The organism is Streptomyces sp. RLA012 (genome assembly GCF_056270325.1).
The window spans coordinates 3,589,931-3,614,999 of record NZ_JBWDPA010000002.1 but is presented as its reverse complement, the minus strand read 5'-3'; the positions used below and the strand labels follow the sequence as shown (position 1 = coordinate 3,614,999).

General features: G+C 69.8%; 20 protein-coding genes. 7 read left to right on the top strand and 13 right to left on the bottom strand.

All coding sequences use genetic code 11. From position 1 onward, the window contains the following. The first annotated feature begins 23 nt into the window (after positions 1-23). Complete coding sequence (locus RV986_RS16325) at positions 24-3,263, top strand: AfsR/SARP family transcriptional regulator (protein ID WP_475918107.1); 3,240 nt, start codon at positions 24-26, stop codon at positions 3,261-3,263. 24 nt (positions 3,264-3,287) lie between these two features. Here the strand turns inward: RV986_RS16325 and RV986_RS16320 are convergent, their stop codons facing one another. The 3 genes from RV986_RS16320 to RV986_RS16310 form a co-directional block, all read right to left on the bottom strand. Next, positions 3,288-4,484 carry a nucleotide disphospho-sugar-binding domain-containing protein gene (locus RV986_RS16320; RefSeq protein WP_475918106.1) on the bottom strand — a complete coding sequence of 399 codons (1,197 nt, stop codon included), beginning with the start codon at positions 4,482-4,484 and terminating at the stop codon, positions 3,288-3,290. 4 nt (positions 4,485-4,488) lie between these two features. Continuing rightward, complete coding sequence (locus tag RV986_RS16315) at positions 4,489-5,652, bottom strand: nucleotide disphospho-sugar-binding domain-containing protein (protein WP_475918105.1); 1,164 nt, start codon at positions 5,650-5,652, stop codon at positions 4,489-4,491. 158 nt (positions 5,653-5,810) lie between these two features. Further along, a complete protein-coding gene (locus RV986_RS16310; RefSeq protein WP_475918104.1) occupies positions 5,811-6,431 on the bottom strand; it encodes a PadR family transcriptional regulator in 621 nt (206 codons plus the stop codon). Between the two features lie 226 nt (positions 6,432-6,657). Between RV986_RS16310 and RV986_RS16305 the strand changes: the two genes are divergently transcribed. Next, positions 6,658-8,256, top strand: coding sequence for an MFS transporter (locus RV986_RS16305; protein ID WP_475918103.1), 1,599 nt, complete (start codon positions 6,658-6,660; stop codon positions 8,254-8,256). 137 nt (positions 8,257-8,393) lie between these two features. Here RV986_RS16305 and RV986_RS16300 read toward each other — a convergent pair whose 3' ends face one another. After that, the gene (locus RV986_RS16300; RefSeq protein WP_475918102.1) at positions 8,394-9,524 is read right to left on the bottom strand and encodes a nucleotide disphospho-sugar-binding domain-containing protein; all 1,131 of its coding nucleotides are present in this window, start codon (positions 9,522-9,524) and stop codon (positions 8,394-8,396) included. Positions 9,525-9,733: 209 nt separating this feature from the next. Here RV986_RS16300 and rfbA point away from each other — a divergent pair, with 209 nt between their 5' ends. After that, on the top strand, positions 9,734-10,636 hold the full coding sequence (rfbA, locus tag RV986_RS16295; protein ID WP_475918101.1) for a glucose-1-phosphate thymidylyltransferase RfbA: 903 nt from the start codon (positions 9,734-9,736) through the stop codon (positions 10,634-10,636). An 8-nt stretch (positions 10,637-10,644) separates the two neighbouring features. Here the strand turns inward: rfbA and RV986_RS16290 are convergent, their stop codons facing one another. The 7 genes from RV986_RS16290 to RV986_RS16260 form a co-directional block, all read right to left on the bottom strand. Next, complete coding sequence (locus RV986_RS16290) at positions 10,645-11,220, bottom strand: helix-turn-helix transcriptional regulator (protein WP_475918100.1); 576 nt, start codon at positions 11,218-11,220, stop codon at positions 10,645-10,647. Positions 11,221-11,654: 434 nt separating this feature from the next. After that, positions 11,655-12,425: an AfsR/SARP family transcriptional regulator gene (locus RV986_RS16285; protein WP_475918099.1), complete on the bottom strand. Its 771-nt coding sequence runs from the start codon at positions 12,423-12,425 to the stop codon at positions 11,655-11,657. Between the two features lie 235 nt (positions 12,426-12,660). Continuing rightward, complete coding sequence (locus RV986_RS16280; protein ID WP_475918098.1) at positions 12,661-13,638, bottom strand: Gfo/Idh/MocA family protein; 978 nt, start codon at positions 13,636-13,638, stop codon at positions 12,661-12,663. After that, positions 13,632-15,077 (bottom strand): NDP-hexose 2,3-dehydratase family protein, encoded by a 1,446-nt coding sequence (locus tag RV986_RS16275; RefSeq protein WP_475918097.1) that lies wholly within the window; start codon positions 15,075-15,077, stop codon positions 13,632-13,634. Before RV986_RS16275 ends, RV986_RS16280 begins: the two co-directional genes overlap by 7 nt. 28 nt (positions 15,078-15,105) lie before the next feature. Continuing rightward, positions 15,106-16,074, bottom strand: coding sequence for a dTDP-glucose 4,6-dehydratase (rfbB, locus tag RV986_RS16270; RefSeq protein WP_475918096.1), 969 nt, complete (start codon positions 16,072-16,074; stop codon positions 15,106-15,108). A 41-nt stretch (positions 16,075-16,115) separates the two neighbouring features. Next, on the bottom strand, positions 16,116-17,126 hold the full coding sequence (locus tag RV986_RS16265) for an acyltransferase domain-containing protein (RefSeq protein ID WP_475918095.1): 1,011 nt from the start codon (positions 17,124-17,126) through the stop codon (positions 16,116-16,118). A 28-nt stretch (positions 17,127-17,154) separates the two neighbouring features. Then, positions 17,155-18,093, bottom strand: coding sequence for an aromatase/cyclase (locus RV986_RS16260; protein WP_475918094.1), 939 nt, complete (start codon positions 18,091-18,093; stop codon positions 17,155-17,157). A gap of 200 nt (positions 18,094-18,293) precedes the next feature. On the opposite strand from RV986_RS16260, the gene RV986_RS16255 reads away from it, so the two are divergent. Beyond that, positions 18,294-18,734 carry a nuclear transport factor 2 family protein gene (locus RV986_RS16255; protein ID WP_475918093.1) on the top strand — a complete coding sequence of 147 codons (441 nt, stop codon included), beginning with the start codon at positions 18,294-18,296 and terminating at the stop codon, positions 18,732-18,734. Positions 18,735-18,796: 62 nt separating this feature from the next. Here RV986_RS16255 and RV986_RS16250 read toward each other — a convergent pair whose 3' ends face one another. Both RV986_RS16250 and RV986_RS16245 read right to left on the bottom strand, forming a co-directional pair. Continuing rightward, the gene (locus RV986_RS16250) at positions 18,797-19,570 is read right to left on the bottom strand and encodes a cyclase family protein (protein WP_475918092.1); all 774 of its coding nucleotides are present in this window, start codon (positions 19,568-19,570) and stop codon (positions 18,797-18,799) included. Between the two features lie 8 nt (positions 19,571-19,578). Beyond that, positions 19,579-21,240: an FAD-dependent oxidoreductase gene (locus RV986_RS16245; protein WP_475918091.1), complete on the bottom strand. Its 1,662-nt coding sequence runs from the start codon at positions 21,238-21,240 to the stop codon at positions 19,579-19,581. A gap of 139 nt (positions 21,241-21,379) precedes the next feature. Here RV986_RS16245 and RV986_RS16240 point away from each other — a divergent pair, with 139 nt between their 5' ends. From RV986_RS16240 to RV986_RS16230, 3 genes are read left to right on the top strand one after another with little or no spacing between them, the layout of a single operon-like run. Next, complete coding sequence (locus RV986_RS16240) at positions 21,380-23,002, top strand: class I adenylate-forming enzyme family protein (protein WP_475918090.1); 1,623 nt, start codon at positions 21,380-21,382, stop codon at positions 23,000-23,002. A gap of 52 nt (positions 23,003-23,054) precedes the next feature. Further along, positions 23,055-23,357, top strand: a complete 303-nt coding sequence (locus RV986_RS16235; RefSeq protein WP_475918089.1) for an antibiotic biosynthesis monooxygenase family protein — start codon at positions 23,055-23,057, stop codon at positions 23,355-23,357. Between the two features lie 7 nt (positions 23,358-23,364). Further along, positions 23,365-24,936, top strand: a complete 1,572-nt coding sequence (locus tag RV986_RS16230) for an acyl-CoA carboxylase subunit beta (RefSeq protein ID WP_475918088.1) — start codon at positions 23,365-23,367, stop codon at positions 24,934-24,936. Positions 24,937-25,069 lie beyond the last annotated feature (133 nt).

Here is a 25,069-nt window from a genome sequence, read left to right as displayed (position 1 = left end):
CCGGCCTGCACAATCATCCTGTGATGAGCAGCGTATGCGTCGACATCCTGGGCGAACTCGAAGTCCGGACGGAGGACGGCACCGCGCTCGGCGTGCCGGGCACACGTCTGCGCGCACTCATCGTGCTGCTCGCCCTGGCCGGCGGCAGGCCGGTCCCCAGCGACCGGCTGATCGACGAGCTCTGGGACGAGGACGACCGGCCCGCAGGCGCGCCGAACGCACTGCAGGTACTGGTATCGCGCCTGCGCCGGACGCTGCCCGAGGGCCTCGTCGAGTCCCGGCCGCGTGCCTACCGCCTCGCCGTCCCGCCGCAGGCCCTCGACGCCCGGCGGTTCGAGGACCTGGCGGCACGCGGCCGGACCCTGCTCGGCGAAGACGACGCCACGGCCTCGGCCACCCTGCGGGCTGCCCTCGACCTGTGGCGCGGGCAGGCCCTGGAGGACTTCGGGGAGGCCGCATTCGCCCGCCTGCACCGCAACCGGCTGGCCGAGCTGAGGCTGGCCGTCACCGAGGACCGCATCGATGCCGACCTCGCCACGGGAGCCGGCGCCGACCTGGTGCCCGAGCTGGAGACCCTCGTGGCCGTCCATCCGCTCAGGGAGCGCATGCGCGGCCAGCTCATGCGGGCCCTGTCCGCGGCGGGGCGGCAGGCCGACGCCCTCTCCGCCTACGAGGACGCCCGCCGCCTGCTCGCACAGGAGCTGGGCGTCGATCCGGGGCAGGATCTGGTCAGGGCACACCTTGCGGTACTGCGCGGCGAAACCGGGCCGGCCCGGCGGCGCAGCACGGCTCCCCCGGCCCGCGCGCGGACGAATCTGCGGGCCCAGGTCACCCACTTCGTCGGCCGGGAGCAGGAAGTGGCCGAGATCGGCGGACTGTTCGCCCAGTGCCGACTGCTCACCCTCGTGGGACCGGGCGGTGCGGGCAAGACACGGCTCGCCGCGGAGTCGGCGGCCCGGCTGCTGGGGGACATGCCCGACGGGGCCTGGCTGGTCGAACTGGCCTCCGTGACCGACCCCTCGGACGTACCCCAGACCGTCGTCACCGCGCTGGGGCTACGCGCCGGAGGGCTGATCGCCGGTCCCGGCACCGGGGCGAGCGGCCCCGTCGAGCGGCTGACCCAGGCTTTGCGGGACAAGCGGCTGCTGGTGTTGATGGACAACTGCGAGCAGGTCATCGACAGTGTCGCCGCACTGGTGGACAGCCTGCTGGCCCGGTGCCCCCAGGTGCGGATCCTGGCAACCAGCAGGGAACCGCTCGGCATCATCGGGGAGCAGCTGATCCAGGTGCTTCCGCTGCCCCTGCCGGACCGGGCGGCGCCGGCCGAACTCGTGCTGGAGAGCCCGGTGATCCGGCTCTTCGGCGAGCGAGCCGTGGCGAGCCGCCCGTCGTTCCGCGTCACCCGCGAGAACGTCGCGGTGGCACTCGACATCTGCCGGGCTCTGGACGGCCTGCCGCTGGCGATCGAACTGGCCGCGACCCGGCTGCGTTCGATGTCGCTGGAGCAGATCCGCTCCCGCCTCGACGATCGGTTCGCCCTGCTGACCGCGGGCAGCAGGACGGCACTGCCCCGCCAGAGGACGCTGCACGCCGTCGTCGACTGGAGCTGGGACCTGCTCAGCGTGGGCGAGCGCGAACTGGCCGCGCGGTTCTCGGTGTTCCGCAGCGGCGCGTTCGTCGGCGCGGTGGAACGGGTCGCCGCCGACGGCCACGACGCCCGTACGGCCCTGGTCTCCGGCCATGAGGTGTTCGACCTGCTCGCCGGGCTGGTCGACAAGTCGTTCCTGACCGTCACCGAGGTGGACGGCGAACCGCGCTACCGCATGCTGGAGACCGTACGGGCGTTCGCCCTGGCCAAACTTGAGGCGATGGGTGGGCAGGAGCGGACGCTGCGCCGCCACGCCGAGTACTTCCTCGCCGTCGCGGAGGACGCCGAACCGCAGCTGCGGCGGCATGACCAACTCGCCTGGCTGAGGCGGTTGGCCTGTGAGCACGACGAGTTCTCGGCCGCTCTGAGCTGGGCGACGCAACACCACGACGGCGAAATCGCCACGCGGCTGGTCGCCGCGCTCGGCTGGTACTGGTTCCTGCACGGCTATCGGCAGGAAGGGGCGCAGTGGACCGAGCGCGCCCTGGCGCTGGATCCCGCGGGGGCACCCCCCTCGGCGCGTGCCCTCGCCCTGGTCACCGCCGTGCCCCAACTGGTCGGCGACGGCTGGGAGTCCGACAGCCTGCGAGCCCGCATCGCCGAGGCCCGTGAGCTGATCGGCGGCATAGAGCGAGCGGGTACGCCCTTCGCACATCCGGCGCTCGGCCTGTTCGAGCCCATCGCGAGCATGCTGAGCGGTGACGGTTCCATCCTGGAGTCGGTGCGGCGCCGTTCCCAGGACACCGATCCCTGGGTGCGCGCCCTCGCCCACCTGCACCGCGGGCAGATCGAGATGACGCTCGGCGAGCCCGAACGGGCGGCAGCCGACTACGAGATCGCAGCGACCCTGTTCCGCGGCATAGGCGAGCGCTGGGGCACCGCTCAGGTGCTGGTCGCATCGGCCGAGTCGCAGAGTGCGCGTGGCGAGCGACGGAGGGCGATCGGCGCGCTGGAGGAGGCACTCCGGCTCATCGCGGAGCTCGGTGACCGGGAGGACCAGCCGCTGCTGATGGTCCGACTGGCCACCGAACGGGCGCACGAGGGCGACCTGGTGCGCGCCGAGGCCGAGCTGCGCGGGGCACTGGAGCTGGCGGACGAACTCGGGGCGCGGGAGCAACGCGCCTACGCCCACCAGGCCTTGAGCGATGTCGCGCGCTGGTCGGGGAAGACGGACCGGGCACGACGCCTGCTCGAACAGGCGCTCGCCGAGTTCGAGGAGACGGGGCAGCGCCCCGGCCAGGTGCGCCCCCTGCTGCTCGCCTCCCTCGGCTCGGTGGAGTCGGCCGAAGGCCGGCCGCGGATCGCACGGCAGCGGTTCGCGGCGGCGGTCGCGGCGCTGCCGCCGGGCCCGGAGCCCGGCATCGCCGCCCGGCTGGCCGAACTCCTCGCAGAGGTGGAACTGGCCGAGGGTTCCCCCGAGCGGGCCGCGCGCGCCCTGGGCACGGCGGCCGTTCTGCGCACCGTGTCCCAGGACGCGGGTCCCGACGCGACCCGCATCGCGGAGGCCGCCCGCCGTCTGCTGGGAGAGGACGCGTACGTCGCCGCGCACCGTCGTGGCACGGGGACGGGCCGACGTGCCGCGCTCGCGTTTCTCGTGTCGGCCGCCGACGACTGAACGCTTCCGGCGGGGCGCTGTCGGTCAGCGGCTCGCCGCCGCCGGGTGTGGTACGCGGTCGGCGGCCAGGGACTCGAGGTGTGGGACGAGGGCCGCCGGTGTCGGCTGGCCGGCCATGTCCCGGCGTACCTCATCCGTGCGGATGCGCGGACCGGGGTCGTCGAGGAGGGTCCGCAGCGCCGTGGTGATCGCTGTCGGGTCGGGCCGGGTGTCCGCCGTCAGGTTCAGGCCGACGCCTGTCGCTGCCACCCGCTCCCCGCACATCGCCAGGGCGGGGTTGAACTGCGGCAGCACCAGCTGGGGAAGGCCGTGGGCGATCGCGGTGAGCGCCGTGCCGGAGCCGCCGTGGTGGACCACGGCCGCGCAGCCGTCCAGGAAGAGGTTGAGCGGCGTCGGATCCACCAGCCGTACGGAGCCGGGCAGTTCGCCGACCTCCTCGCGCAGTCGCGGATCGAGGGGAACGACTGCCTCGACCCGGTCGAGACCGGCCACCGCCGAAGCGAGCGTACGAAGGAGGGAGAGGCCGCCGAGGTGCGCGGGCATGCTCCCGAGGGACACACAGATGCGGCGCCACCCACCGGGGCCCCGGCGCGCCCAGTCCGGCACCGATCCGGCACCGTTGAAGGGCACGTGCCGCACTCCCAGAGCCGGTGCCGCCTCGGGGAACTGCAGGCCCGGAGGGCACGGGTCGATCACCAGAGCCGGATCGCCGAGCCCACCGGAGACACCGACACGCGCACAGGTCTCGGCCAGCGCCCGCCGGGCCGGACCGGCTGCCTCGGTCGACATGGTCTCCGGGCCCCAACGGTGCACCACGACAGGCACACCGAGTACTCCGCCGAGAATGCGCGCGCTGAACTCCAGGGGATCCACCACGATCAGGTCGGGGCGCCACCACCGGCCGATCTCCAGGTAGTCGTCGAGCACGCCGCTCACCCGCTCGCGCCAACGCGCGGCAAGCTGGTCCCAGGTCGGCCGCCAGGTTCCGCCGGGAACGGCCGCCTGCTGTTGCGCCAGTTGAGCCATCTTGCGCCGCCGTTCCTCCTCCAGCAGCTCGCTTCCGACGGCAGCGGTGACGAACCCCGCGGCCTCGGCCTCGGCCAGCAGATCCGGCTGGCCGACCAGGAGGACCTCGTGGCCGGCCGCGCGCAGTGCCCCGGCCAGGGGCACCATCGGCAGAAGGTGGCTGGCCACCGAGACGGCGGCGAACAGCACCCGCATGAGCTCAGCCCACCAGTTCTTCGAGTACGGGCACCAGGTCGGCCGGGGTCGGCATGGCCGCGATCTCGTCGCGCAGCTGATGGGCGCCCTTGGTGTGGTCGGGCTCGTCGAGCACGGCACGCAACGCCGCCCGGATCGCAGCGGGGTCGTTCTGCGTCTCCGCCTCGTCGAGCTGCCGGCCCGCGCCGACGGCCTCGACGCGGTCTGCCACGACGAACGTGTCCGCGATGCCGGGCAGCACGAGCTGAGGTAGCCCGTACGCCGAGGCGGTGAGCGTCGAACTCGCCCCGCCGTGGTGCACGATCGCGTCGCAGGTGCCGAGGAAGAGGTTGAGCGGTGCCGGATCCACCACCCGCACGGAGGGCGGGACAGGGCCCAACTCGTCCTGGAATTCCGGCTCCAGAGTGAGGATCGTCTCCACTCCGTCGAGTGCCCCGGCGGCCTCGGCGGTGGCCCGGAACAGGGGGATGCCGTTCAGGGCCGCGGTCAGTCGCCCGAACGTCACACAGATGCGGCGCTGCCCGCGCGGTTCCTCCTTCGCCCAGTCGGGCAGCGTGCCGGTGCCGTTGAAGGGCACGTACCGCATGGCCCTGCTCGGCGGCGCCTCCGGGACCTGCAGGCTCGGCGGGCAGGGGTCGATGACCAGTGCGGGTTCCGGCAGACCGTCGAGGCCGAGGCGACCGAGCATGGTGCCCATCGTCCTGCGGGCCATCTCCTGCCCCGGGAATCCGGCCGGGTCGATGCCCCAGCGGCGGTTGACCGTCGGTATCCCGAGGACCCCGCCGACGATGAGCGCGCTGAACTCCAGCGGGTCCGCGACGATCAAGTGCGGCTGCCACTCCCTGGCCAGCGCCAGGTACTGGGAGACCATGTAACGGCAGTGGATCAGCCAGATCTTGTTGACCGCGTCCCAGTGTCCGTCCCGCACCCTGGTGCGCCCCACCTCGATCGGCCGCTTGCCCTCGGGCAGGCCGGAGGTGAGCGGCTCCAGCGCGTCGAAGTACTCTCCGACGACCGAGGTGCACAGCCCGGCCCCATGGGCCGTACCGACGATGTCCGGCTGCCCGGCGACCAGCACCTCGTGCCCCGCCGCACGCAGCGCCCAGGCAAGCGGGATCGACGGCGCGAAGTGCGTGGACACCGGCGTACTCATGAACAGGACACGCATCGAGGATCTCCCTCAGCGACGGGCTACGGCAGGTTTGCGCCGCCCATCGTCGAAGCCGTGGTTCGAGCCTCGTTGGGATCGCTGTCGAGGCGGCCCGCCGGAAACGGACCGCCTCGTCGAGGTGGGGGAGCGAGCGTCTTGCGCGCCCTGCGCTGCCCTCAGTCGTCCTGTTCCGCGAGCAGGCGGTAGAGCGAGCGTCGCGCGTCCAGGAGGACCTGGCGCGTTCGGTCGTAGCGCTCGTCGTCGGCGTCGTGCAGAGCGTGTCGTACGGCGGTGACGACGTGCTCGCACAAGGTGTTGATCTCCACGGCGCGCTCGTCGACGCCGGTCGCCAGGGTGTCCCACAGGGCGGCCAGCTGTTCCTGGTGCTCGGCCACATGCCCGCGTCCGGCGTCGGTCAGCCGGTAGTTCTTGCGCCCGACGCCGTCGACCTGCTCGGCGAGCCCGTCCTGTTCGAGGCCCTGCAGAGCCGGGTAGACCGCGCCCGGACTCGGCCGCCACGAACCATGGGTGCGCTCCGCGATGTACTGGATGATCTGGTACCCGTTCGCCGGCTGCTCGGCGAGGAGGGTGAGGGCCGCGGTCCTGATGTCCCCGCGTCCGGCCTTGTGGGCGCGCACCGCCGTGACGGCGGCGGCCGGGGCGACGGCCTGCAGAGCCATGGGGGCAGCCGTCGCGGACGGCACCGGTGCGAGCGCGGGTTCGGCGCGCGGTAACACCGGCTCGACGGCGCGCACCGAGGCCGGTTCTGCGGTGGGGGGGATCTCTGCGTCACTCATGGTGTTCCACCTGTCTGGTCGCTGAACTGCAGGAACGCCCTGCACAACTAAACGATATATCTAGAACTTCTATAGAGCAACCCTGTTCCCCTCGGGCCTCGGCCGCGCGAGCGCCGGCTCAGGTTCGTGTCAGCGTCGGCTCAGGTCGGCATCGCACGGTGGTCCCGGACGAGCGGCGCCCTGCCCGGGCCGCGCCACCACCGAAGAGCGAGGAGCATCCACAGAGATGAACGGTCCGACCATCACGACGGCGAAACAGACGCCCGACGGGCCGGGGGCGATGTCGCCGAACATGATCAAATGGATCTCGGCCAGCGCGCTCGGCACCCTGCTGCTGGCCAGCCTCGACCAGACCATCGTCGGCAGCGCGGCATGGACGATCGCCCGGGACCTTGATCCCCAGCAGGGTCTGCAGCGGCTGCCCTGGCTGTTCACCGTCTATCTCCTGGCCTCGACCGCCACCCAGCCGCTGTACGGCAAGTTGAGCGACGTCTTCGGCCCGAAGCGCGTGTTCATGTTCGCCACCAGCCTGTTCCTGGTCGGCTCGATACTCTGCGGAACCGCCCAGAACATGACCCAGCTGATCGTCTTCCGGGGCGTTCAGGGGCTCGGCGCGGGCGGCCTGGTCGGCGTGACACTGGTCATCGTCGCGATGATCTCGCCGCCCAAGGACCGCGCACGCAGGTCGGGCCTCGGCGGCGCGATCATCGGCGGCGGCAGCGTGGCGGGCCCGCTGCTCGGCGGGGTGGTCAGTGAACACCTCTCCTGGCGCGGCCTGTTCTACATCAACCTGCCGCTCGGCATCGCGGCGCTGGCGGTCATGCTGTACGCACTGCACCTGCCCGCCGGCCAGCGGCGCCGCGAGCCGGTCGACGTCCTCGGCGCGGTCCTGATCGCGGCGGCCGCGAGTGTCATTCTGCTCGTCACGGACTGGGGCGGTACGAAGTACTCCTGGACCTCGCCCCTGATCATCGCCATGGGCCTGGGTGGCGTTCTGCTCAGCGCGCTGTTCGTCTGGTGGGAACGGCGGGCGCCCGCGCCGATCCTGCCGCTGTCCCTGTTCCGCAATCCGGTCTACCGCACGGTCACCCCACTGCAGATCGTCACGGGGCTCGCGGTCATGTCCGCGCCCGTCTACCTGGCCACGTACATGCAGATCGCGCGGGCGCAGACGCCGACCAGCTCGGCCTTGTTCACGGTGCCCCTGGCGGCCGGTCTGGTGCTCTTCTCGACGTCCGGCGGCATGTGGATCTCCCGGTTCGGCCGCTACCGCATGGTGCTGGTGATCGGGAACCTGCTGTGCACCGCGGCCCTGACTCTGTTGGGCACCCTGGGCACACACACCCCGTCGTGGGTGATCGCGGTCGATCTGTTCCTGCTCGGCGCGGGGCTCGGCGGACTCATGCAGGTGTCGGTCCTCGCGGTGCAGAACGCCGTCGAGGCACACCAACTCGGTGTGGCCACCACCTCGGTGCGCTTCCTGGGTCGGATGGGACAGGCGTTGGGCACCGCCCTGCTCGGCGTCCTCCTCAACACGGCCTTCAACTCCCGACTGCCGCAGGATGTGCGGGACCAGCTCGGCGGGAACGTGTCGAACCTCGGCTCCGTCCAGCAACTGCCCGATGCGGTGCGGGAGACGGTCGTGGACGCGTTCGTCTCGGCCAACCACGTCATGTACCTCACGGCGGCCGCCGTCTCGGTGATCGCCGTCGCGCTCTCCTTCTTCGTGAAGGAGACGATGCAGGACGCGCAGCCGAACTGGGCCCAGGCGAAGCCGGAGCCGGCCGCGAGCAAGACCGGGGATGTCGGTTCCGAAGGAGCCTGAACCCCGGCCGAGAGACCCACGGGTCGGCGGCGGTAATCCCCCGGCCGCATCCGCCCGTGCAAGGCCGAGCGGAGAGGAAGCCCGCGGAAGCGGGATCACCTCTCCGCTCGGCCGGTTTTCCGACCCGGCCCGCGACCTCACCCCGCCGCGCGGCCCGCGAGCTCCTCCAGCGGGGCCACCCAGCTGCTGGGCGTCGGCATCGCGGCCATCTCCTCGGCCAGTTCGCGTGCGGCCCGAGCCGGGCCCGGGCGGGACAGCAGGTCCGCGACAGCGCTGCGGATGTCCTCCTCGCGCTGCCCACCGTCGCTCAGTATCGTGCCCGCACCGCGGTCGGCCAGCCGCTGCCCGTGCTCCACGAGATACGGGGCCTGCGGCAGCACCACCTGGGGCAGCCCGAACGACGTGGCGGTGAGGGTGGTTCCCGCACCGCCGTGATGCACCACCAGGGAGCACTCCGAGAGAAACAGATTCAGCGGTACGGCCCCCAGGACCCGTACCTCGCCGGGAAGTTCACCAAGCCCGGCGTCGGCGCCGACGACCACCACCTCGTCGGACGTTCCGGGCCCGGTCAGCGCCCGCAGCGTCCGCCGTACGGCCTCCGCGCCGCCCAGCGCGACCGTCCTGGTGCCGAAGCACACACAGATCCGTGTGCCACGCCGCGCGGCGAGCCCTGGCCGGCTCCCGCTGCCGTTGAACGGCACGAACCGGATCCCCGCGCCCCGGCTCAGGTCCGGCGCCTGCAGACCGGGCGGACAGGGATCGAGCACCGCCGAGGGCGCGGGCAGACCGCCCGACAACCGGGCGCGGGACACATCGGCCAGCGCGCGTTCGGCCTGCCGCCACCGTTCGTCGCCGAGTGCGTCCACTCCCCAGCGGTGGTGGACGTAGCCGATCCCCAGCTCACCGGCCACCAGGGGGGCCGCCAGTTCGAGCGGATCGGCAACGATCAGGTCGGGCCGCCAGCGCCGTGCCACGGCCATGCAGGGGTCCAGCAACCGGTCGATCCGCTCGCGCCAGTGACGAGCCAGCATCGGCCACGGTGGGCCGCCCGCCTTCGTTCCGGTGCCGTCGTCGGTGGGCGGCGTCTCGCGTCGGCGCCTGCCGGCGTCGGTGTACGCGTCAGCGACGACCGCGACGCTGAAACCGGCCTGTCGGGCCATCGCCACCACATTCGGCTGGCAGGCGACGAGCACCTCGTGCCCCGCGGAACGCAGGGCCCAGGCGAGCGGAACGATGGGGGCCAGATGGGTGGGTACCGGACTGGTCATGACGAGTACACGCAACGCAACTCCGCATGTCGTGAGGGGACCCGGGCGCGACGCACTGTCGCAACGCCCCTTCGACATCCGATCGAGTCCGCTGTCGTCGTGCCGGCAGTCGCGTTCCGCACCGGCGCTGGATCGGCGCACGAAGGCCCCGCGAAGGCCGGGTGATGGGCTTCGGTCAGGTGCTCACTCCATCGGAACGGACGGAGAACATGAAAGGGATCATCCTCGCGGGAGGCAGTGGCACGCGGTTGTACCCGACGACGCTCGCGGTCTCCAAGCAGCTGATGCCGGTCTACGACAAACCCACGATCTATTACCCGCTCTCGGTGCTCATGCTGTCCGGCATCACCGACATCCTGATCATCTCCACCCCGGCGGACCTCCCGCAGTTCCGTCGCCTGTTCGGCGACGGCAGTGAGCTGGGCCTCACGTTCAGCTATGCCGGGCAGGAGCATCCCAACGGGCTGGCGGAGGCATTCCTCATCGGGTCGGGCCACATCGGCGGCGACTCGGTGGCCCTGGTGCTGGGCGACAACCTCTTCCACGGCCCAGGGCTGTCGCCGCTGCTGCAGAAGAACGCACACGACGTGGACGGCTGTGTCCTGTTCGGCTACCAGGTGAGCGATCCCGAGCGCTACGGCGTCGGAGAGGTCGACGAGCGCGGGTGCCTCGTCTCGATCGAGGAGAAACCGACCGCCCCGCGCTCCGACCGCGCCATCACCGGGCTCTACTTCTACAGCAACGACGTGGTGGACATCGCCAAGAACATCAGGCCGTCGGAGCGGGGAGAACTGGAGATCACCGACGTCAATCTCACCTATCTCGCCGCGGGCAGAGCCCGGCTCGTGGAACTGCGCCGGGGATTCACCTGGCTGGACACCGGCACCCCGGAGGCATTGCTGACGGCAAGTCAGTTCGTCGGCATTCTGGAGAGCCGGCAGCGGGTCCGGATCGCCTGCCTCGAAGAAATCGCCCTGCGCATGGGCTACATCGACGCGGAGACCTGCCACCGGCTCGGCGAGCGTCTGGGCAAGTCGGACTACGGTCAGTACGTGATGGAGGTCGCCAGGACATGGCGAACCCCCTCCGCGGTGACGGCCCGGAGCCAGTGACAGCCGGTTCAGTCGAGCATGATCAGTGACAGCTCGACGGCCTTTTGGACGGCGTCCAGTCGGGACACGGCCTGCAGTTTCACGAAGATGTTGTGCAGATGCCGCTTCACCGTGCCCTCGGAGATGCTCAGCTGGCGGCCTATTTGCGCATTGGTCAGGGCCTTTCCGACGAGTTCGACCACTTCGCGTTCCCGGGAGGACAGGGCTGCCGGCTCGGTGCGCTTCTCCGCCGCGGGCCGCGGCCACGAGAAGACCATCCTGCTGTCGTGGAACGTGCTCATGTAGATGGTCGAGAGCAGGTAACGGTGCGGAACGTCCTTGGGCAGGTAGGCGCGTACGCCCTGGGCCATCAGCTGCCGCAGCGCGTCCGTGTCCACATCCCACCCGAGCACGATGACCTCCGTGAGCGGTGACACCCGGAAGATGTCCGCCACGACGGACTCCGTGTCGTGGGTGGCACGTTCCAGCCCCAGGAGAAGCACGTCGGGACGTGTGTCGGCGATGCTCTCCAGCATCGCCGACACACTCTCCGAGTCATGCCCGACCACGCACAGGCCCTCGTCCTGGGCTATGACGGTCCGCAAACCTTCTCTGAATATGGTGTTTACGTCGGTGATCAACACACTTATGGCCCGTGTAGTCGCCGTAAGGTGTTTGGTACTGGCCCCCGCAGCCAACCTTTTCGCCCTCCATGAATCCATAGGACCGAGACAGGAGAGAGCGTCCGTCAGGTCATTCTCCTGTGTCTCTGCATGGGCACGCTCCCCCGGGACATGACAAAGTTGCCTCTGGAACGTAACAGGGAGATCGTTTTCGAACAAGCGTAGCCTGCGAGCTCATGGGCGGGAATGCGCCATACGCGAACTTAATGGAATACTAAAGAAAACCGGGCGGCGAGGGTCGGTTCACCGGGCCGTGGACAGAGCGAGGCCCCCGCATGTTCCGTGGAACAAGCGGGTGGCCGCCGGTTCGGCGGTTGCCGGTCCGTCGCCGTCCTGGTGCGAACCTGCAGGTGTTTTCACGCCGAAATCCGCATCTCGAAGGCGGATACATCGTCGTCCGTCGAGTCGCTCAACAGATGCTGCTGAAGGCGCTGGAGGGGCAGTGACGGCCGCAGCCCCAACTCGTCGTCCAGGAGCCGTCGCAGGGACTGGTAGGCCTGGAGCGCTTCGCCCCTGCGCCCGGAATGACTCAGGCACGCGATCAGTTGGGCGTGAAACCACTCGTTGAGCGGATGGGCCGCCACCAGCGCGCGCAACTCGGGTACCAGTTCGGCGTGCCGGCCGAGCCGCACGTCGGCCTGCACGCGCAGTTGCAGTGCGGTCAACCGCATTTCCTCCAACTGCACCACGTGCGCTTCGAGCCTGCGCCCGGTGGTGACGTCGGCCATCGCGGGACCGCGCCACAGGACCAGTGCCTCGTGCAGGTGGCGCGCCGCCTCCTCCGGCCGGTTCATGGCCAGCAGCCTCTTTCCCTGTTCGGTGAGCCGCTCGAAGACCTGCGCGTCGATCCGGTCCACGTCGACCCGTAGCCCGTATCCCGGGGCCTGGGTGACGAGGAGACGGGCGGCAGCCTCGTCACCCACCGCCCGGCACAGCATCTTTCTCAGCTGATAGATATACGTCTGTGCCGTGGTGACGGCACTGCGTGGGGGATTGTCGCTCCACAGTTCATCGATGAGTGCGGGTATCTCCACTATCTGGTTGGCGCGGGACAGCAGGAGTGCCAATGTGTTCCGGGCCTTGGGGGCAGTCGGTGTGCAGATCCTGCTTTCGTGCAGAACTTCCATCGGTCCCAGAATATTGAACTGCAATGTACTTACCGTTCCTTCCAGGTGGTTGAGGTTTGGAACCGGCGGATCACACCAATTCAGGTCACCTCGTGTGGCAGTTCGGTTCGCGCTCTGCCGTGCAACTCGAAACTATTATCCGCGATTTACCGGACGTCTCAAGAGTGATACGTCTCAAGTAGTAGCCGACTTGCTCCCGTACGACTCCGCACGTGTACCGCACTGGCTGACGAGATCAGCCGGCCCCGCGTATCCGGTCCACCAACTCCGCCTGCCGCAGAATCTCCTCGGCGTGCTCGTCGAAACCTGTCCCGCTCAACGCGGCGCGGGCGAAAGCACCGACGATGTTCACGAACTGCCGGTCGGGCCGCAGCGTGAACTCCCGTGTGGTTTCCCGCCGTTCCAGACGCAGCACGGGCGCGAGGGTGTCCGGTGTGGTGAAGGCCCGGTCGAGCGTCAGCCTGCCCTCGCTGCCCCACAGCTCGTACGCGCACCGGTAGAAGCGGTCCCAGCCGAAGCTCAGTTGCGCACCGACCCCGGACGGGGACCGGAGCAGCGCACTGCCCCCGAGGTCCCTTCCCGTGTCCGGGTCGAGGGTCAGTGTGGCGCCGACAACCTCCAGGTCGTCCCCGGAGAACAGGCGGGCCGCCCGGACCGGGTACACACCTGTCTCCAGAAGGCTGCTGAGCGTGTGTCCCTCGCCCGCCGCCGCACGCGGCGGGGCGGGGATCCCGAACACGGCGTTGAACTCGCGCAGTTGGCCGATGGCTCCGTCGCGGACAAGCTCCTGCACGCGCGCGTGCTGCTCGTGATGCAAGAACATGAAGTTCTCCATGACGAGCAGCCCCCTTCCGCGCGCGGTCGCCACCACCTCCGTGGCCTCACGCAGACCGGTGGTGCACGGCTTCTCGCACAGGACGTGTTTGCCCGCCTCCAGGGCTCGTGTCGCCCACTCGGCGTGCAGCGCCGTCGGCAGCGGGACGTAGACGGCATCGATGTCAGGCCGTGCGAGAAGTCGGTCGTACCCCTCGACGGCCGCGCAGCCGAACCGGTCGGCGAGCTCCCCGGCTCGGGCGAGGCTGCGGCTGGCGACCGCGACGAGGTCCACCAGCGGTTGGCTCTGCAGGGCGGGCAGCATCCGGCGTACAGCGATGTCGGCGCAGCCCAGAACGCCCATGCGGACGGTCCGCGCCGGCGCTGCTGTGCTCACCATGTGGTGTGCAGACTCGCCAGCAGGCTTCGCGCCTGCACATTCAGATAACGGCTGTGCTGTACAAGCGTCATGAGCTGATGGACCGTCACCCAGTGATAGTCCTCGTCGTCGTGCAGCGGTACATCCTCACCCACCTCGATGATCTGGTAGTGGTTGTCCGCGTGGTGGAACCGTCCGCCCTCCTCCGACAGCACGGCGTCGAAGCGCAGGGTGTTCGGGGCGGCGTCCAGCACGAGGTCCAGGTACCGCGGCTGCCGGTTGGCCGCAAGCCCCTGGTAGTTGACCGGCAGACACTGCACCGTGGGCGCCAGCTCGCACACGTCGAAGGCCCCGGCCTCGGTCTTCGCGTGGACCAGGAGGTGTAGTACACCGTTGATGGGCCTGGCCAGAAAGGCGGCGACACCCCGTTCGACAGGGGCGATGAGGGGCTGGGTCCACCGGGTGACTTCGCGGGTGTCGGCCCGCACGTCCGCGGCGATCACCTTGAAGTGCTTGCCCTCGTCGTGCGCGATCTCGTCGTCCGCATGGGTCCAGCCGTCGAGCTTCGACAGGGGAACGGTACGCCGGGCGAACGAGTGCCGTGCCTTGACGTCGGTCAGCCAGGCGAGGAGCCGGCCGGTCGTGTGCAGGGAGCCGTGCCGCCCGGTCAGCGAACGCACCAGGGACTCACGGTATTCGGAGTTCGGCGCATTCCGGATCGGTCCGTTCGGTGCCTCGAAAGGTACACAGGACAGGATGCTGCGTGTATCCATGTTGACTACGTTGTCGTGCGTGAGAGCACGATGTATCTGCCCGATCGTGAGCCAGCGGAAGCTGTCGTGCGGGGGAACGTCGCCGGTGACTTCGATGATCATATTCCGGTTCCTCTTCTGCAAGAACCAGGCTCCCTGTTCGGACTGGAGGGAGTCGACCAGTACCGTCCGTTCCGCGCTCGTGAAGTACTCGATGTAGGTGGTGCGGCGCCCGCCGTGCACACCTGTGTAGTTGCTCCGGGTCGCCTGCACCGTGGGCGACAGTTGGACGGTTTCGGGGTTTCCGGGCTCCATCTTCGCCTGCATCAGACAGTGCAGTACGCCGTCGAACTCTTTGACGACAATGCCAAGTATTCCGATCTCGGGCTGGTCGAGGATCGGTTGCATCCATGAACCGAGGTCCGGCCGGTCGGTGGTCACCTCCAGCCCGGTGACGGAGAAGAATTTCCCGCTGTCGTGGACCAGATTTCCGTCGCTTTCCCGAAACCGCCAACCGACGAGATCGGCGAAAGGGATCCGGGTGACGTCGAACCGGTTCGTTCTTCTCTGTCGCTCGAACCAGGCGTCGAACGCCGCGTTCGGGGTGACCGGGCTGTCGACCACGGACGCCGAGACGGTGAACCGCCGGCCGAGGCCGGAGGGGCCGGTGGCCTCGGGCACACCGGGCAGAGCCATGGGCAGGGTCATAGCTGGGCTCCTTGTCGGGTTGGCGAGGTCACTGGGCCGCGCGCAGGGGCTTCCACCAGTCCGGGTTCCCCCGGTACCACTCGACCACGTCGGCCAGCCCGTCGGCGAAGGAGAGCGACGGGCTGTACCCCAGCTCCGTCCGGATCTTGGCGTCGTCCACGGCGTACCGGAAGTCGTGCCCCTTGCGGTCCTCGACGGTTCGGACCTGGCTCTTGTCGGCTCCGCACAACGTGAGCAGTTGCCCGGTGATCTCCCGGTTCGACAGGGCGGTGCCGCCGATGTTGTAGATCTCGCCTGCCCTGCCGCCGGTGAGGACAAGCTGCACGGCGCGGCAGTGGTCCTTGACGTGCACCCACTCCCGTACGTTCCTGCCGTCCCCGTACAGAGGCACGGGCTGTCCGCTGAGCAGGTTGGTGACGAACAGCGGGATCAGCTTCTCGACGTGCTGGTACGGGCCGTAGTTGTTGCTGCAACGTGTGACGCGGACGTCCAGACCGTAGCTTCGCCAGTACGCGCGGGCGATCAGGTCTCCGCCCGCCTTCGAGGCGGCGTAGGGGGAGTTGGGCAGCAGAGCGCGGGACTCCGTCCACGAGCCGCTGTCGATCGAGCCGTACACCTCATCGGTCGAGACATGCACGACTCGCTGCACCTCTGCCCGCAGACAGGCCTCCAGGAGGCTCTGGGTGCCCGCCACATTGGTCCGCATGAACTCGGACGCGTCGCACAGCGACCGGTCCACGTGGGACTCCGCGGCGAAGTGCACCACCTCGTCCTGCCCCTCGACCACGGACTGGATGGTCTCCCGGTCGGCGATGTCGCCGACCAGGAACCGCAGTCGCTCGTGTCGCTCCGGCAGATTGGCCCGGTTGCCCGCGTAGGTCAGCTTGTCCACGACGGTGATCCAGGAGTCCTCGTAGCCCGGATACTCCCCGTCCAACAGCGCACGGACATAACTGGAGCCGATGAACCCGGCGCCGCCCGTGACCAGAATCCGCACCGCACGTACTCCCAACGTCTTCGGAAACCAATGGACAGCCGCTAGGAAGCGACAGATTGAGGGAAGCCCTCGGCGCGCAGCGCCTCGGCCGCCGCGCGCAGCGAGAGGCGGTCCTGCTCTCCGGTCCCGGGACGGGCGGAGAGCAGGGTGACGACGGAGCTCGCGCCGCGCCGGACCGCGGGGTGCCGACGGGCGATACTGCCCAGGCCACGGCCCGGACCCGCCTCCACCAGGACGTGGTCTCCCGAGGACAGCAGCGCGTCGAGCGCGGACCAGAACAGGACGGGCGCCATCGGCTGGCGTGCCCAGAAACCCGGATCGAGCGCCTCCGCGGTCCGCAGGGGAGCCGCCGTGTACCCGGAGTACACAGTGATCAGTGGCGGCCTGCAGGCCACCGCGGCGACGCGTTCCTCGGCGCCCACCAGAAACGGGGCGAGCACCGGGCTGTGGAAGGCGGTGTGCGAGGGCACGGGACGGCTGGTGAGGCCGTTCGCGTCGAGCCGCCGTGCCACCTCGGCCAAGAGGCCGCGCGGCCCCGCGAGGACGGTGTGCCGAGGCGCGTTGACCGCGCCGACCACAACGTCCCCGCCCAGGAACGGCTCGACCTCCGCCGGGGCCGCCGCCACCGCGAGCATCCCGCCCGGTGGTGCGGCGGCGACCCTGGACACACGATCGAGCACCAGGCCGGTGGCGTCCCGGAGTTCGAAGACCCCCGCGAGCACGGCCGCTGCCATCTCGCCGATACTGTGACCGAGCAGCGTGGCCGGCTCGACCTGCCAGCTCATGACGAGCCTGCCGAGGGCGTAGTCCACCGCGAAGAGCAGCGGCTGGGCCCAGGCCGCGGACTCCGTCGGGACCGACGGCCGCTCGGCGAGCCAGTCCGTGCGCAGGGCCGGACCCGCCGCGCCCATGGCCGAGAAGACCTCGTCCATCGCCTCGGTGAAGACCGGCTCGGACGCGTACAGGCCGGCCCCCATGCGCCGGTACTGGGCGCCCTGACCAGGCAGCAGCAGCGCCACCCGGCGCGGCCGGCCGCCCACCGACCCACTCATGGAGTGCCCCCGTGCTCCGGCCGGGCGGTCAGTGTCCGGCCAGTTGCTCGGCGTACTCCTTGGACAGCCTCAGATTGCCCATGCTGTTGGCGCTCAGGATGCGGCGCAGATACTTGCGGGCACCCTCCACGGTCATGTCCTCGCCGAGAAGGTGCAGCCCTTCCGTCCGGATCGTCGCCGTGTGCCGGGCGCTGACGACGACGCCCTCCGGAGTCTCCGTGAACAGCCAGTGGCCGGTGTGCGCGAGCAGGGTCTTCGGCGGCCGGGTCTGCTTGTAGACGATCTTGTGGTTCGTCAGGCAGATCCGCACCGAGCGCGTGGTGTGCTCAGAGCCGTCGGACGAGCGTGTGTCCATGTCGAAGAACTGGATGTTCGGCGTGTTCTCCTCCAGCTCCAGCCGGATCACGTGCGGAATCCGCTCGGGCCACTTGTCCGCCTCGTACAGGTATTGGTAGGCGTCCTCCACGGACCCCGCCACGAACAGTGGGTCCTCGAAGGAGACGATCAGCCTCTTCAACTCGTCGGCTTTCTCCGCCGCGTGCTTCAGGGTCGTGAGGTGCCGCCGGCTTCCGTGCTGCATCGACTCCGCGCGCTCCGCGGCCACCCGCTCGTCCTCCTCGACGAGGGTGAACTCGTGGTGCATACGGACGAGAGTGGCACCGTCCGGCTGCTCCTCGAACTGGAATCCACCGCCGACCGTCGCGAAGGGGGCGTTCGCGGGCTCGTGCGTGAACAGCACGTCGCCCGAGTCGGTGACCCTGCGCCGGGACGTCCAGGTCCGCACCGTGTGGTCGTCCACGACCGCCCAGTGCTGGATCAACTCGCCGTCTGTACCACTGTCCAGGATCTCCGCGTGCACCGCGGGTTCGTGCAGTTGGGTCCACGCCTCGACGTCGACCACGATCTGGCGCACGACGTCCACGGGCGCGGCTATCAGCGCCTTCTCTTCCACTCGGTGTGTCTTCACTGCCGACACTGGTCCTCCGGTCCGCTTGCGTTGGTCGCACATGACGGTGTCGCGCTTGCACCATGCCCGCGGAAAACGGAGTCCCGTTGGAGGCAGCATCGATCCCCGTGGCCTCCAACGGGTTTCGAGGCCAGTCGTGGACCGTGCCTTCGACGCCCGGCACTCACGGCCGGCGGCGCCCCGACGACAGGGAGACACTCGTGATCGCACAGGATGTGGCCGAACGCGTGACCGCCGAGGTCTACGCGGAGGTGCAGCAGTTCTACGCCGAGCACATGCAGTTGCTGGACGGCGGAGTCGTCGACGCGTGGGCGGAGACATTCACCGAGGACGCGACCTTCGCCGTACCGACCCTGCCGGAACCTACGCGCGGCCGGGAACAGCTCAGGGAGGCGCTGCGTCGCACCACACAGGAACTGGCCGAGGCCGAGGAGCAGCGCCGCCACTGGCACGGGATGGTCGCGGTGTTCCCGAACGACGACGGATCACTGCGGGTACGGTGCTACGCCCTGGTGTTCGCGACCCGGCGCGAGCAGCAGCCGGTCCTGCACCGTGTCTGCGTCTGTGAGGACGTCCTGGTCCGCGAGAACGGCGGTCTCCTGGTGAAGAGCCGCAAGGTCACCCGGGACGACCTGCCGTAGCGCGGAGGAGGTGCGGACCGGTTCGCACCGGTCCGCACCTCCTCCCGCACAGCGCTCCCGTGTCACTCCTCCACGAACGCGACGGCCCGCGCCCAGCCCGCCCCGGCGTTCACGAACTTCACCGGCAGGCAGGAGACCGTGAACCCGGTGCTGCCAGGCAGCGCGTCCAGATTGGCGAGCCGCTCGATCTGGCAGTACTCGCGCTCACGACCCACGAAATGCGCGGGCCACAGCACGCCGCGATCACCGGTGCGGCGGAACTTCTCGATCATGTACGTGAAGGGCGCGTCCAGACTGAAGGCGTCGGTGCCGATCACCTTCACCCCGAGGTCGAGCAGAAGATGCGTCGCCGAGGCGTCGAGACCCACGAAGTCCGTGAAGTACTTGGGGGTTCCGGCGATCCGGTCCGCGCCGGTGTTCAGCATGACGATCTCCATCGGCTGCGGCTCCCGGCCGATCCGGTCGAACTCGCGCCGCAGCACGTCGGTGCCGACGGCGCCGACCGGTTCACCGGTCAGGTCGAGCACCATGCCCGGGCGCACGAACCAGTCGAGCGGCATACGGTCGATGTGGCGCGGTACGCCGTACGCCGCCGTGGAGCCGTAGTGCGACGGCGCGTCGACGTGGGTTCCGGTATGCGTGGTCAGTCTGACGGTGTCGAGCGAGAGCAGCTCGCCGCCGGGCAGGTCGGCCGGGTCGAACTCCAGGCCGTACCGTTCCCGCATGCCCTCGGCCATGTGCCGCCCGCCCTCGGCGGGCGACATGATCTCGTGTTCGACCGGATTCGGCTCCCACACGCCGGCATCGATCGATGTGGACAGGTCGATGATGCGCATACGTCCCCCTACTTCGCCGCGCCGCGTCGGGTCGGCACCAGATGAACCCGCCGGAGCAGGTTCTCCAGACCGGCGTCGTCCGTGAGCGGTCCCTTGGCCGCCAGATAGCCGTCGGGGCGCACGAGGGCGAACGAGGGGCCGGCCGTGAGGGCGAAGCCGCGCAGCACCCGGCCCCCCGGGTCGTGCAGAGGCTCGGGGCCGCCGTCCCGCGCGGTCACCTCCGTGTCACGTACGACGCGTACGCGCAGTGCGTCCCCGTACGTCTCCTGCACGCGACCCACCGCTTCCGGAGGTGCGCCGGGGCCGGTGAAGACGAGCAGTTTCCACCGTGGATCGGCCAAGTCGTCGCACACCGCCAGCCATCCAGGGCTGACGCCAAGCTCCTCCACGGAGCAGGAGACCCGGTCGCCCGGCTCGATCCCGGCGCTCCGGCCGCTCGCAGTGCCCGGTTGCGCGGGAACGGTGAGCGGACCGGACCGGTAGTGCAGAGCGAGTCCGGACATACCGCGCAGGATCTTGCGCTCCACCCCGCGTTTGACCGGTGCCAGAAGATTGAGCAGGCCCATGCCGAGCGGCAGCAGGACGGGGGCGGCCGCGTTGCGCAGGGCAATCAGTTTCGTCGCGGTCTTCGTGGAACCGAGCAAGACCTCGCCGACGGGCACCCGCTCGGCGCTGTACGTGTCCAACAGGCCCTCCAACGCCTGCCCGTTGACCACCGAGGCCAGCTTCCAGGCGAGGTTGTAGGCGTCCTGAACACCGGTGTTCATGCCCTGCCCGGACGCCGGACTGTGCACATGCGCCGCGTCACCGGCCAGGAAGCAGCGGCCGGAGCGCATGTTCTCCACCATCCGCTGCCGGATGGTGAACACCGACATCCACGTCAGCTCTTTGACCCTGACCGGCCTGCCGAGCCCCTCGGACATCTTCGCCTCGAACCGGGCCCGCACCACGTCCGGTCGGTCCTCGTCACCGACGTCGTCGGTGTCCAGGAGCCGCCACTTGCCCTCGTCGGGGAACGGCACCATGAGGATGGTCCCGCGCGACAGATGCATCCAGTGGAGGCTGTCCCGGGGCAGCTCGGTGTCGATGAAGGCGTCGGCCACCATCCACTTCTCCGAGGACTCGCCGAGCAACTCGACACCGAGCTGTTTGCGCACGGTGCTGTGCGCCCCGTCGGCCCCCACCAGCCATGCGGCCGCGTACTCCTCCAAGCGGCCGTCGTCGTGCCGCAGCCGAGTGACGACGCCGTCCGGGCCGTTGTCGAGACTCTCCAGCGCGACACCCCACTCCACGTCGACGCCGGCCGTACCCAGGCGCTCCCGCAGCACCTCCTCGGTGATGACCTGGTCGACCTGCAGCGTGAACGGGAAGCGGGTCGGGAGCTCCGAATAGTCCGTGCCGAGGCTTGTCAGCACACGGCCCTTGCGGTGCATGGTGAAGTTCTCCACACGCTGCCCGCGTGCCAGCAGGTCCGGCAAGATGCCCATCTGGTGGTACACCTCAAGCGTGCGGGCGTGCGTCGCCGTCGCACGGCTCGTGGTGGCCGGACCCTCGGCCCGGTCCACGACCCGCACCCGTACACCCCGTCGCACGAGCTCGTACGCGGCTGTCAGCCCGACCGGCCCGGCCCCGGCGACCAGCACATCGACGTCACTGGATATCGCGTTCATCAACCCTCCATTCAGCCTGTGTCCGGGCCACCCTGTCCGGCCCGCCTCGACGCCGGTCGGAACCTCGCTGGAGGGGCGCGCGGCCCGTGCTCCGTCTCGATTCGAAGCGCCTTCGAAGTCCTGCGGACACAGTGCGGCCATGGCAACCACCGATTCCGCGAGCACCACGAGCTCGGCCATGGCGGGACCTCCGCTCGACACCATCGCCCACCTGATCGCCGGCCCCCGGGTCGACCACATCCTGCGCAGGGCGGCCGAGCGCCGGCCGACACACACCGCGCTGCGCTCCCCGGCCGGTGAGACCAGCTACGCGGAACTGGACGCGGCGGCCGACGCGTTCGCCTCGGGCCTGCGCGCCCTGACCGACGGCACCTGCGAGGTCGTTGCCCTGGCGATGGTGCTCGACCCCGCGTTCCCGCAGGCGTTCTTCGGCATCGCGCGGTCCGGCAACGTGAGTGCCCTCGTCAACCCCCTGCTCCCGCCGGAGCGCCTCGCTCACGTCCTGCGTGTCTCGGGTGCCCGTGTGGCCGTCGTCAGTCCCGCGCTGCTGCCGGCGCTCGCCGCGGTGCAGGACCGGCTCGCCGACCTCGAACACATCGTGCTGACCCACCGCGAGCCGGACATGGCAGCGGGGGCCGCCGACCTGCCCACGGTCGCCGAGCTGTCGGCGGGCGCCCCCGCGTTCACGCCGCCCCCGGAGGTGGACGGCGACGAGGTGGCGTGTCTGCAGTTCACCAGCGGCACCACGGGAGCGGCCAAGGCCGTCCGGCTCACCCACCGCAACCTCACGGTCAACGCCGCCCAGACCGCCCACATGCACCGGGTCGACGAGCACTCGGTGCTCTTCAACCATCTGCCGACGCTGCACCTGATGCACGTCACGGTGGCCGCCACCGCGGGGGCCACCCATGTGCTGTGGCCCGGTGCGGATGTGGCCGAGGCCGTCATCGCCGCGGACGTCGCCAGGGCCACGCACTACTACAGCCTGCCCATGCGGCTGGCCAAGCTCGCGGCCGACCCCCGGCTCGGCGAGTTGGAGGCTCCCGCCCTGCACGCGATCCTCTCGGGCGGCTCAGCCCTGACGCCCAGCGCGGCCGGTGTGCTCAGCCAGCACTTCGGAGTACCGGTCGTCCAGGGTTACGGACTCGCGGAGACCTCTCCGGCCACCCACCTCTCCGACCTCGACCGCCCCAGGCCCGGATCCTGCGGCGTGCTGGTCCCGGGCGCGGAGAGCAGGATCGTCGACATGGCGACCCGGACCACCCTGCCGGTCGGCGAATGGGGCGAGATCCAGGTGCGCGGCCCCCAGCTGATGCTGGGCTACCTCGGGCGCGACCTGTCCCACGACGTCGATGCGGACGGCTGGTTCTCCACGGGAGACATCGGCTACACGGACCCGACCGGGCACCTGTTCGTGGTGGACCGGATCAAGGACGTCTTCAAGTGCGACAACTGGCTGGTGTCGCCGACGGAGATCGAGCGTGTGCTGCTCAAGCACCATGCCGTCGCCGACTGCGTCGTCGTCGACGTCCCGCACGAGTTCAGCGGCGCCGTCGCGCACGCACTCGTCGTACCGGCCGACACCTCCTGCACACCGCGGGAACTCGTCGACTTCGTGAACGCCGAGGTCGCCGCCTTCGAGCGGCTGCACCACGTGGCGCTGGTCGAGAGCATCCCGCGGTCCGCCACCGGCAAGGTGCAGCGCCGCGAACTGCGCGACCAGCACCTGCGCGAACTTCGGCCCGGAGACCTGACCGTCTGACCCGACCTCATCTCCGCCGCGCCCACACCACGAGCCTCAGGAGCATGCCACCGTGCACCACTTCATCAACCGCTACACCGTGTCCGGCGATGTCACCGAGTTCCGCAGGCTGCTCGCCGAACTGTCCGCCTACATGAGGGACCAGCCCGGCTTCTCGGCCCACCGCCTGTACCGGTCCGCGAGGGACGAGCGGACCTACGTGGAGGTCGCCGAGTGGACCGACCCGCAGTCGCATCGCAAGGCGCTCTCGGGCGACGGCTTCCTGGGCCCGGTGGCCGAGCTGCGCAAGCACGCGACCGCGGATCCGGCCCCGTTCGAGCTGCTCGCCGAACACGTCGTACCCGCGTCCGAGTAGGGCAGCGGTGTCGAGCGGACAGGTGGCCGCCGGTGCCCACGGCCGACTGAAGGAACTGAGTGACCTCAAGGAGCTGGCCCGCCGCGGGCCGGATCCGCAGGGCACCGAACGCCAGCACGCCAAAGGCCGGCTGACGGCCCGTGAGCGGATCGAACTGCTGGTGGACAAGTGGAGTTTCGTGGAGATCGAGTCACTGCGCAGACACCGCGCGACCGGCTTCGGGCTGGAGGCCAGGCGCCCGCACACCGACGGCGTGGTCACCGGCTGGGGCACCGTGGAGGGCCGCACGGTCTTCGTCTGTGCCCATGACTTCCGCATCTTCGGGGGCACACTCGGTGAGGCGCACGCCGAGAAGATCCACAAGGTCATGGACATGGCCGTGGCGGCAGGTGCTCCGCTCGTCTTCCTCAACGACGGGGCCGGCGCGCGCATTCAGGAGGGCGTTCTGGCGCAGGCCGGATACGGCGGGATCTTCCGGCGCCACGCCAGAGCGTCGGGTGTCGTCCCGCAGATCAGTGTGATCCTCGGCCCGTGCGCCGGCGGCGCGGCCTACGGGCCGGCCCTGACCGACTTCGTCTTCGCCGTACGGGACATCTCCCAGATGTTCATCACCGGACCCGACGTGGTGCAGGCCGTGACCGGTGAGGAGGTGACCCTGAACGAGCTGGGCGGGGCGGACGTCCACGCCGAGGTGTCAGGGGTCGCGCACTTCCTGTACGACGACGAGGAGACGTGCCTCGCCGAAGTGCGCTATCTGCTTGCTCTGCTGCCGTCCAACAACCGGGAGCTGCCGCCCGCGGTGCTCTGCGAGGACCCCGCCGACCGGCTCTGTGAGGCGGTGCTCGACCTGGTCCCTGACGACGGCAACCGTTCCTACGACATCCGCCGGGTGATCGAGGAACTCGTCGACGACGGCGACTTCATGGAGGTTCACGCCGGCTGGGCCTCCAACATCGTCTGTGCGCTGGCTCGCATGGACGGACGGACCGTGGGGGTGATCGCCAACCAGCCCACCGTCATGGCCGGTGTGTTGGACATCAAAGCCAGTGAGAAGGGAGCGCGGTTCGTGCAATTCTGCGACGCCTTCAGCGTTCCGCTGCTCACCCTCGTCGACGTTCCCGGCTTCCTGCCGGGTGTCGACCAGGAACACGAGGGGGTCATCCGGCGCGGAGCCAAGCTGTTGTACGCGTACTGCAACGCCACCGTGCCGCGGGTCTCGGTGGTGCTGCGCAAGGCGTACGGCGGCGCGTACATCGTGATGGACTCCCGGTCCATCGGCGCGGACGTCGCGCTGGCGTGGCCGGGCAATGAGATCGCCGTCATGGGGGCCGAGGGCGCCGCCAACGTGGTGTTCCGCCGTGACATCGCGGAGGCCGAGGACCCCGAGGCGATGCGCCGGCAGAAGGTCGAGGAGTACAAGCGCGAGCTGGTGCATCCGTACTACGCCGCCGAGCGGGGACTCGTCGACGACGTCATCGACCCGCGCGAGACCCGGACGGCGCTGATCCGCGCGCTCGCCATGCTGCGGGCGAAGGATGCCGATCTGCCTCGTCGTAAGCATGGAAATCCGCCGCAGTGACAAGGGGCCGGAAGGTGGGGGACGGGAACGTGACGCACGTGCCACGTGTGGAGAAGGGGCTGATGGAATCCGGCGAACCTGCGTTCGTCGGCCCGCTGGAGCAGGTCGGACCGTGGGCGATGTTCGTGAGTCC

Coding starts and splice junctions, on each gene's coding strand:
- RV986_RS16320 (WP_475918106.1), bottom strand. CDS start 4,484: ATGCGGGTGCTGTTCGCCGCCGTCTCGGTGGCCAGCCACCTTCTGCCG.
- RV986_RS16250 (WP_475918092.1), bottom strand. CDS start 19,570: ATGCGCATCATCGACCTGTCCACATCGATCGATGCCGGCGTGTGGGAG.
- RV986_RS16240 (WP_475918090.1), top strand. CDS start 21,380: ATGGCAACCACCGATTCCGCGAGCACCACGAGCTCGGCCATGGCGGGA.
- RV986_RS16285 (WP_475918099.1), bottom strand. CDS start 12,425: ATGGAAGTTCTGCACGAAAGCAGGATCTGCACACCGACTGCCCCCAAG.
- rfbA (WP_475918101.1), top strand. CDS start 9,734: ATGAAAGGGATCATCCTCGCGGGAGGCAGTGGCACGCGGTTGTACCCG.
- RV986_RS16280 (WP_475918098.1), bottom strand. CDS start 13,638: ATGGTGAGCACAGCAGCGCCGGCGCGGACCGTCCGCATGGGCGTTCTG.
- RV986_RS16245 (WP_475918091.1), bottom strand. CDS start 21,240: ATGAACGCGATATCCAGTGACGTCGATGTGCTGGTCGCCGGGGCCGGG.
- RV986_RS16265 (WP_475918095.1), bottom strand. CDS start 17,126: ATGAGTGGGTCGGTGGGCGGCCGGCCGCGCCGGGTGGCGCTGCTGCTG.
- RV986_RS16305 (WP_475918103.1), top strand. CDS start 6,658: ATGAACGGTCCGACCATCACGACGGCGAAACAGACGCCCGACGGGCCG.
- RV986_RS16300 (WP_475918102.1), bottom strand. CDS start 9,524: ATGACCAGTCCGGTACCCACCCATCTGGCCCCCATCGTTCCGCTCGCC.
- RV986_RS16310 (WP_475918104.1), bottom strand. CDS start 6,431: ATGAGTGACGCAGAGATCCCCCCCACCGCAGAACCGGCCTCGGTGCGC.
- RV986_RS16315 (WP_475918105.1), bottom strand. CDS start 5,652: ATGCGTGTCCTGTTCATGAGTACGCCGGTGTCCACGCACTTCGCGCCG.
- RV986_RS16325 (WP_475918107.1), top strand. CDS start 24: ATGAGCAGCGTATGCGTCGACATCCTGGGCGAACTCGAAGTCCGGACG.
- RV986_RS16275 (WP_475918097.1), bottom strand. CDS start 15,077: ATGACCCTGCCCATGGCTCTGCCCGGTGTGCCCGAGGCCACCGGCCCC.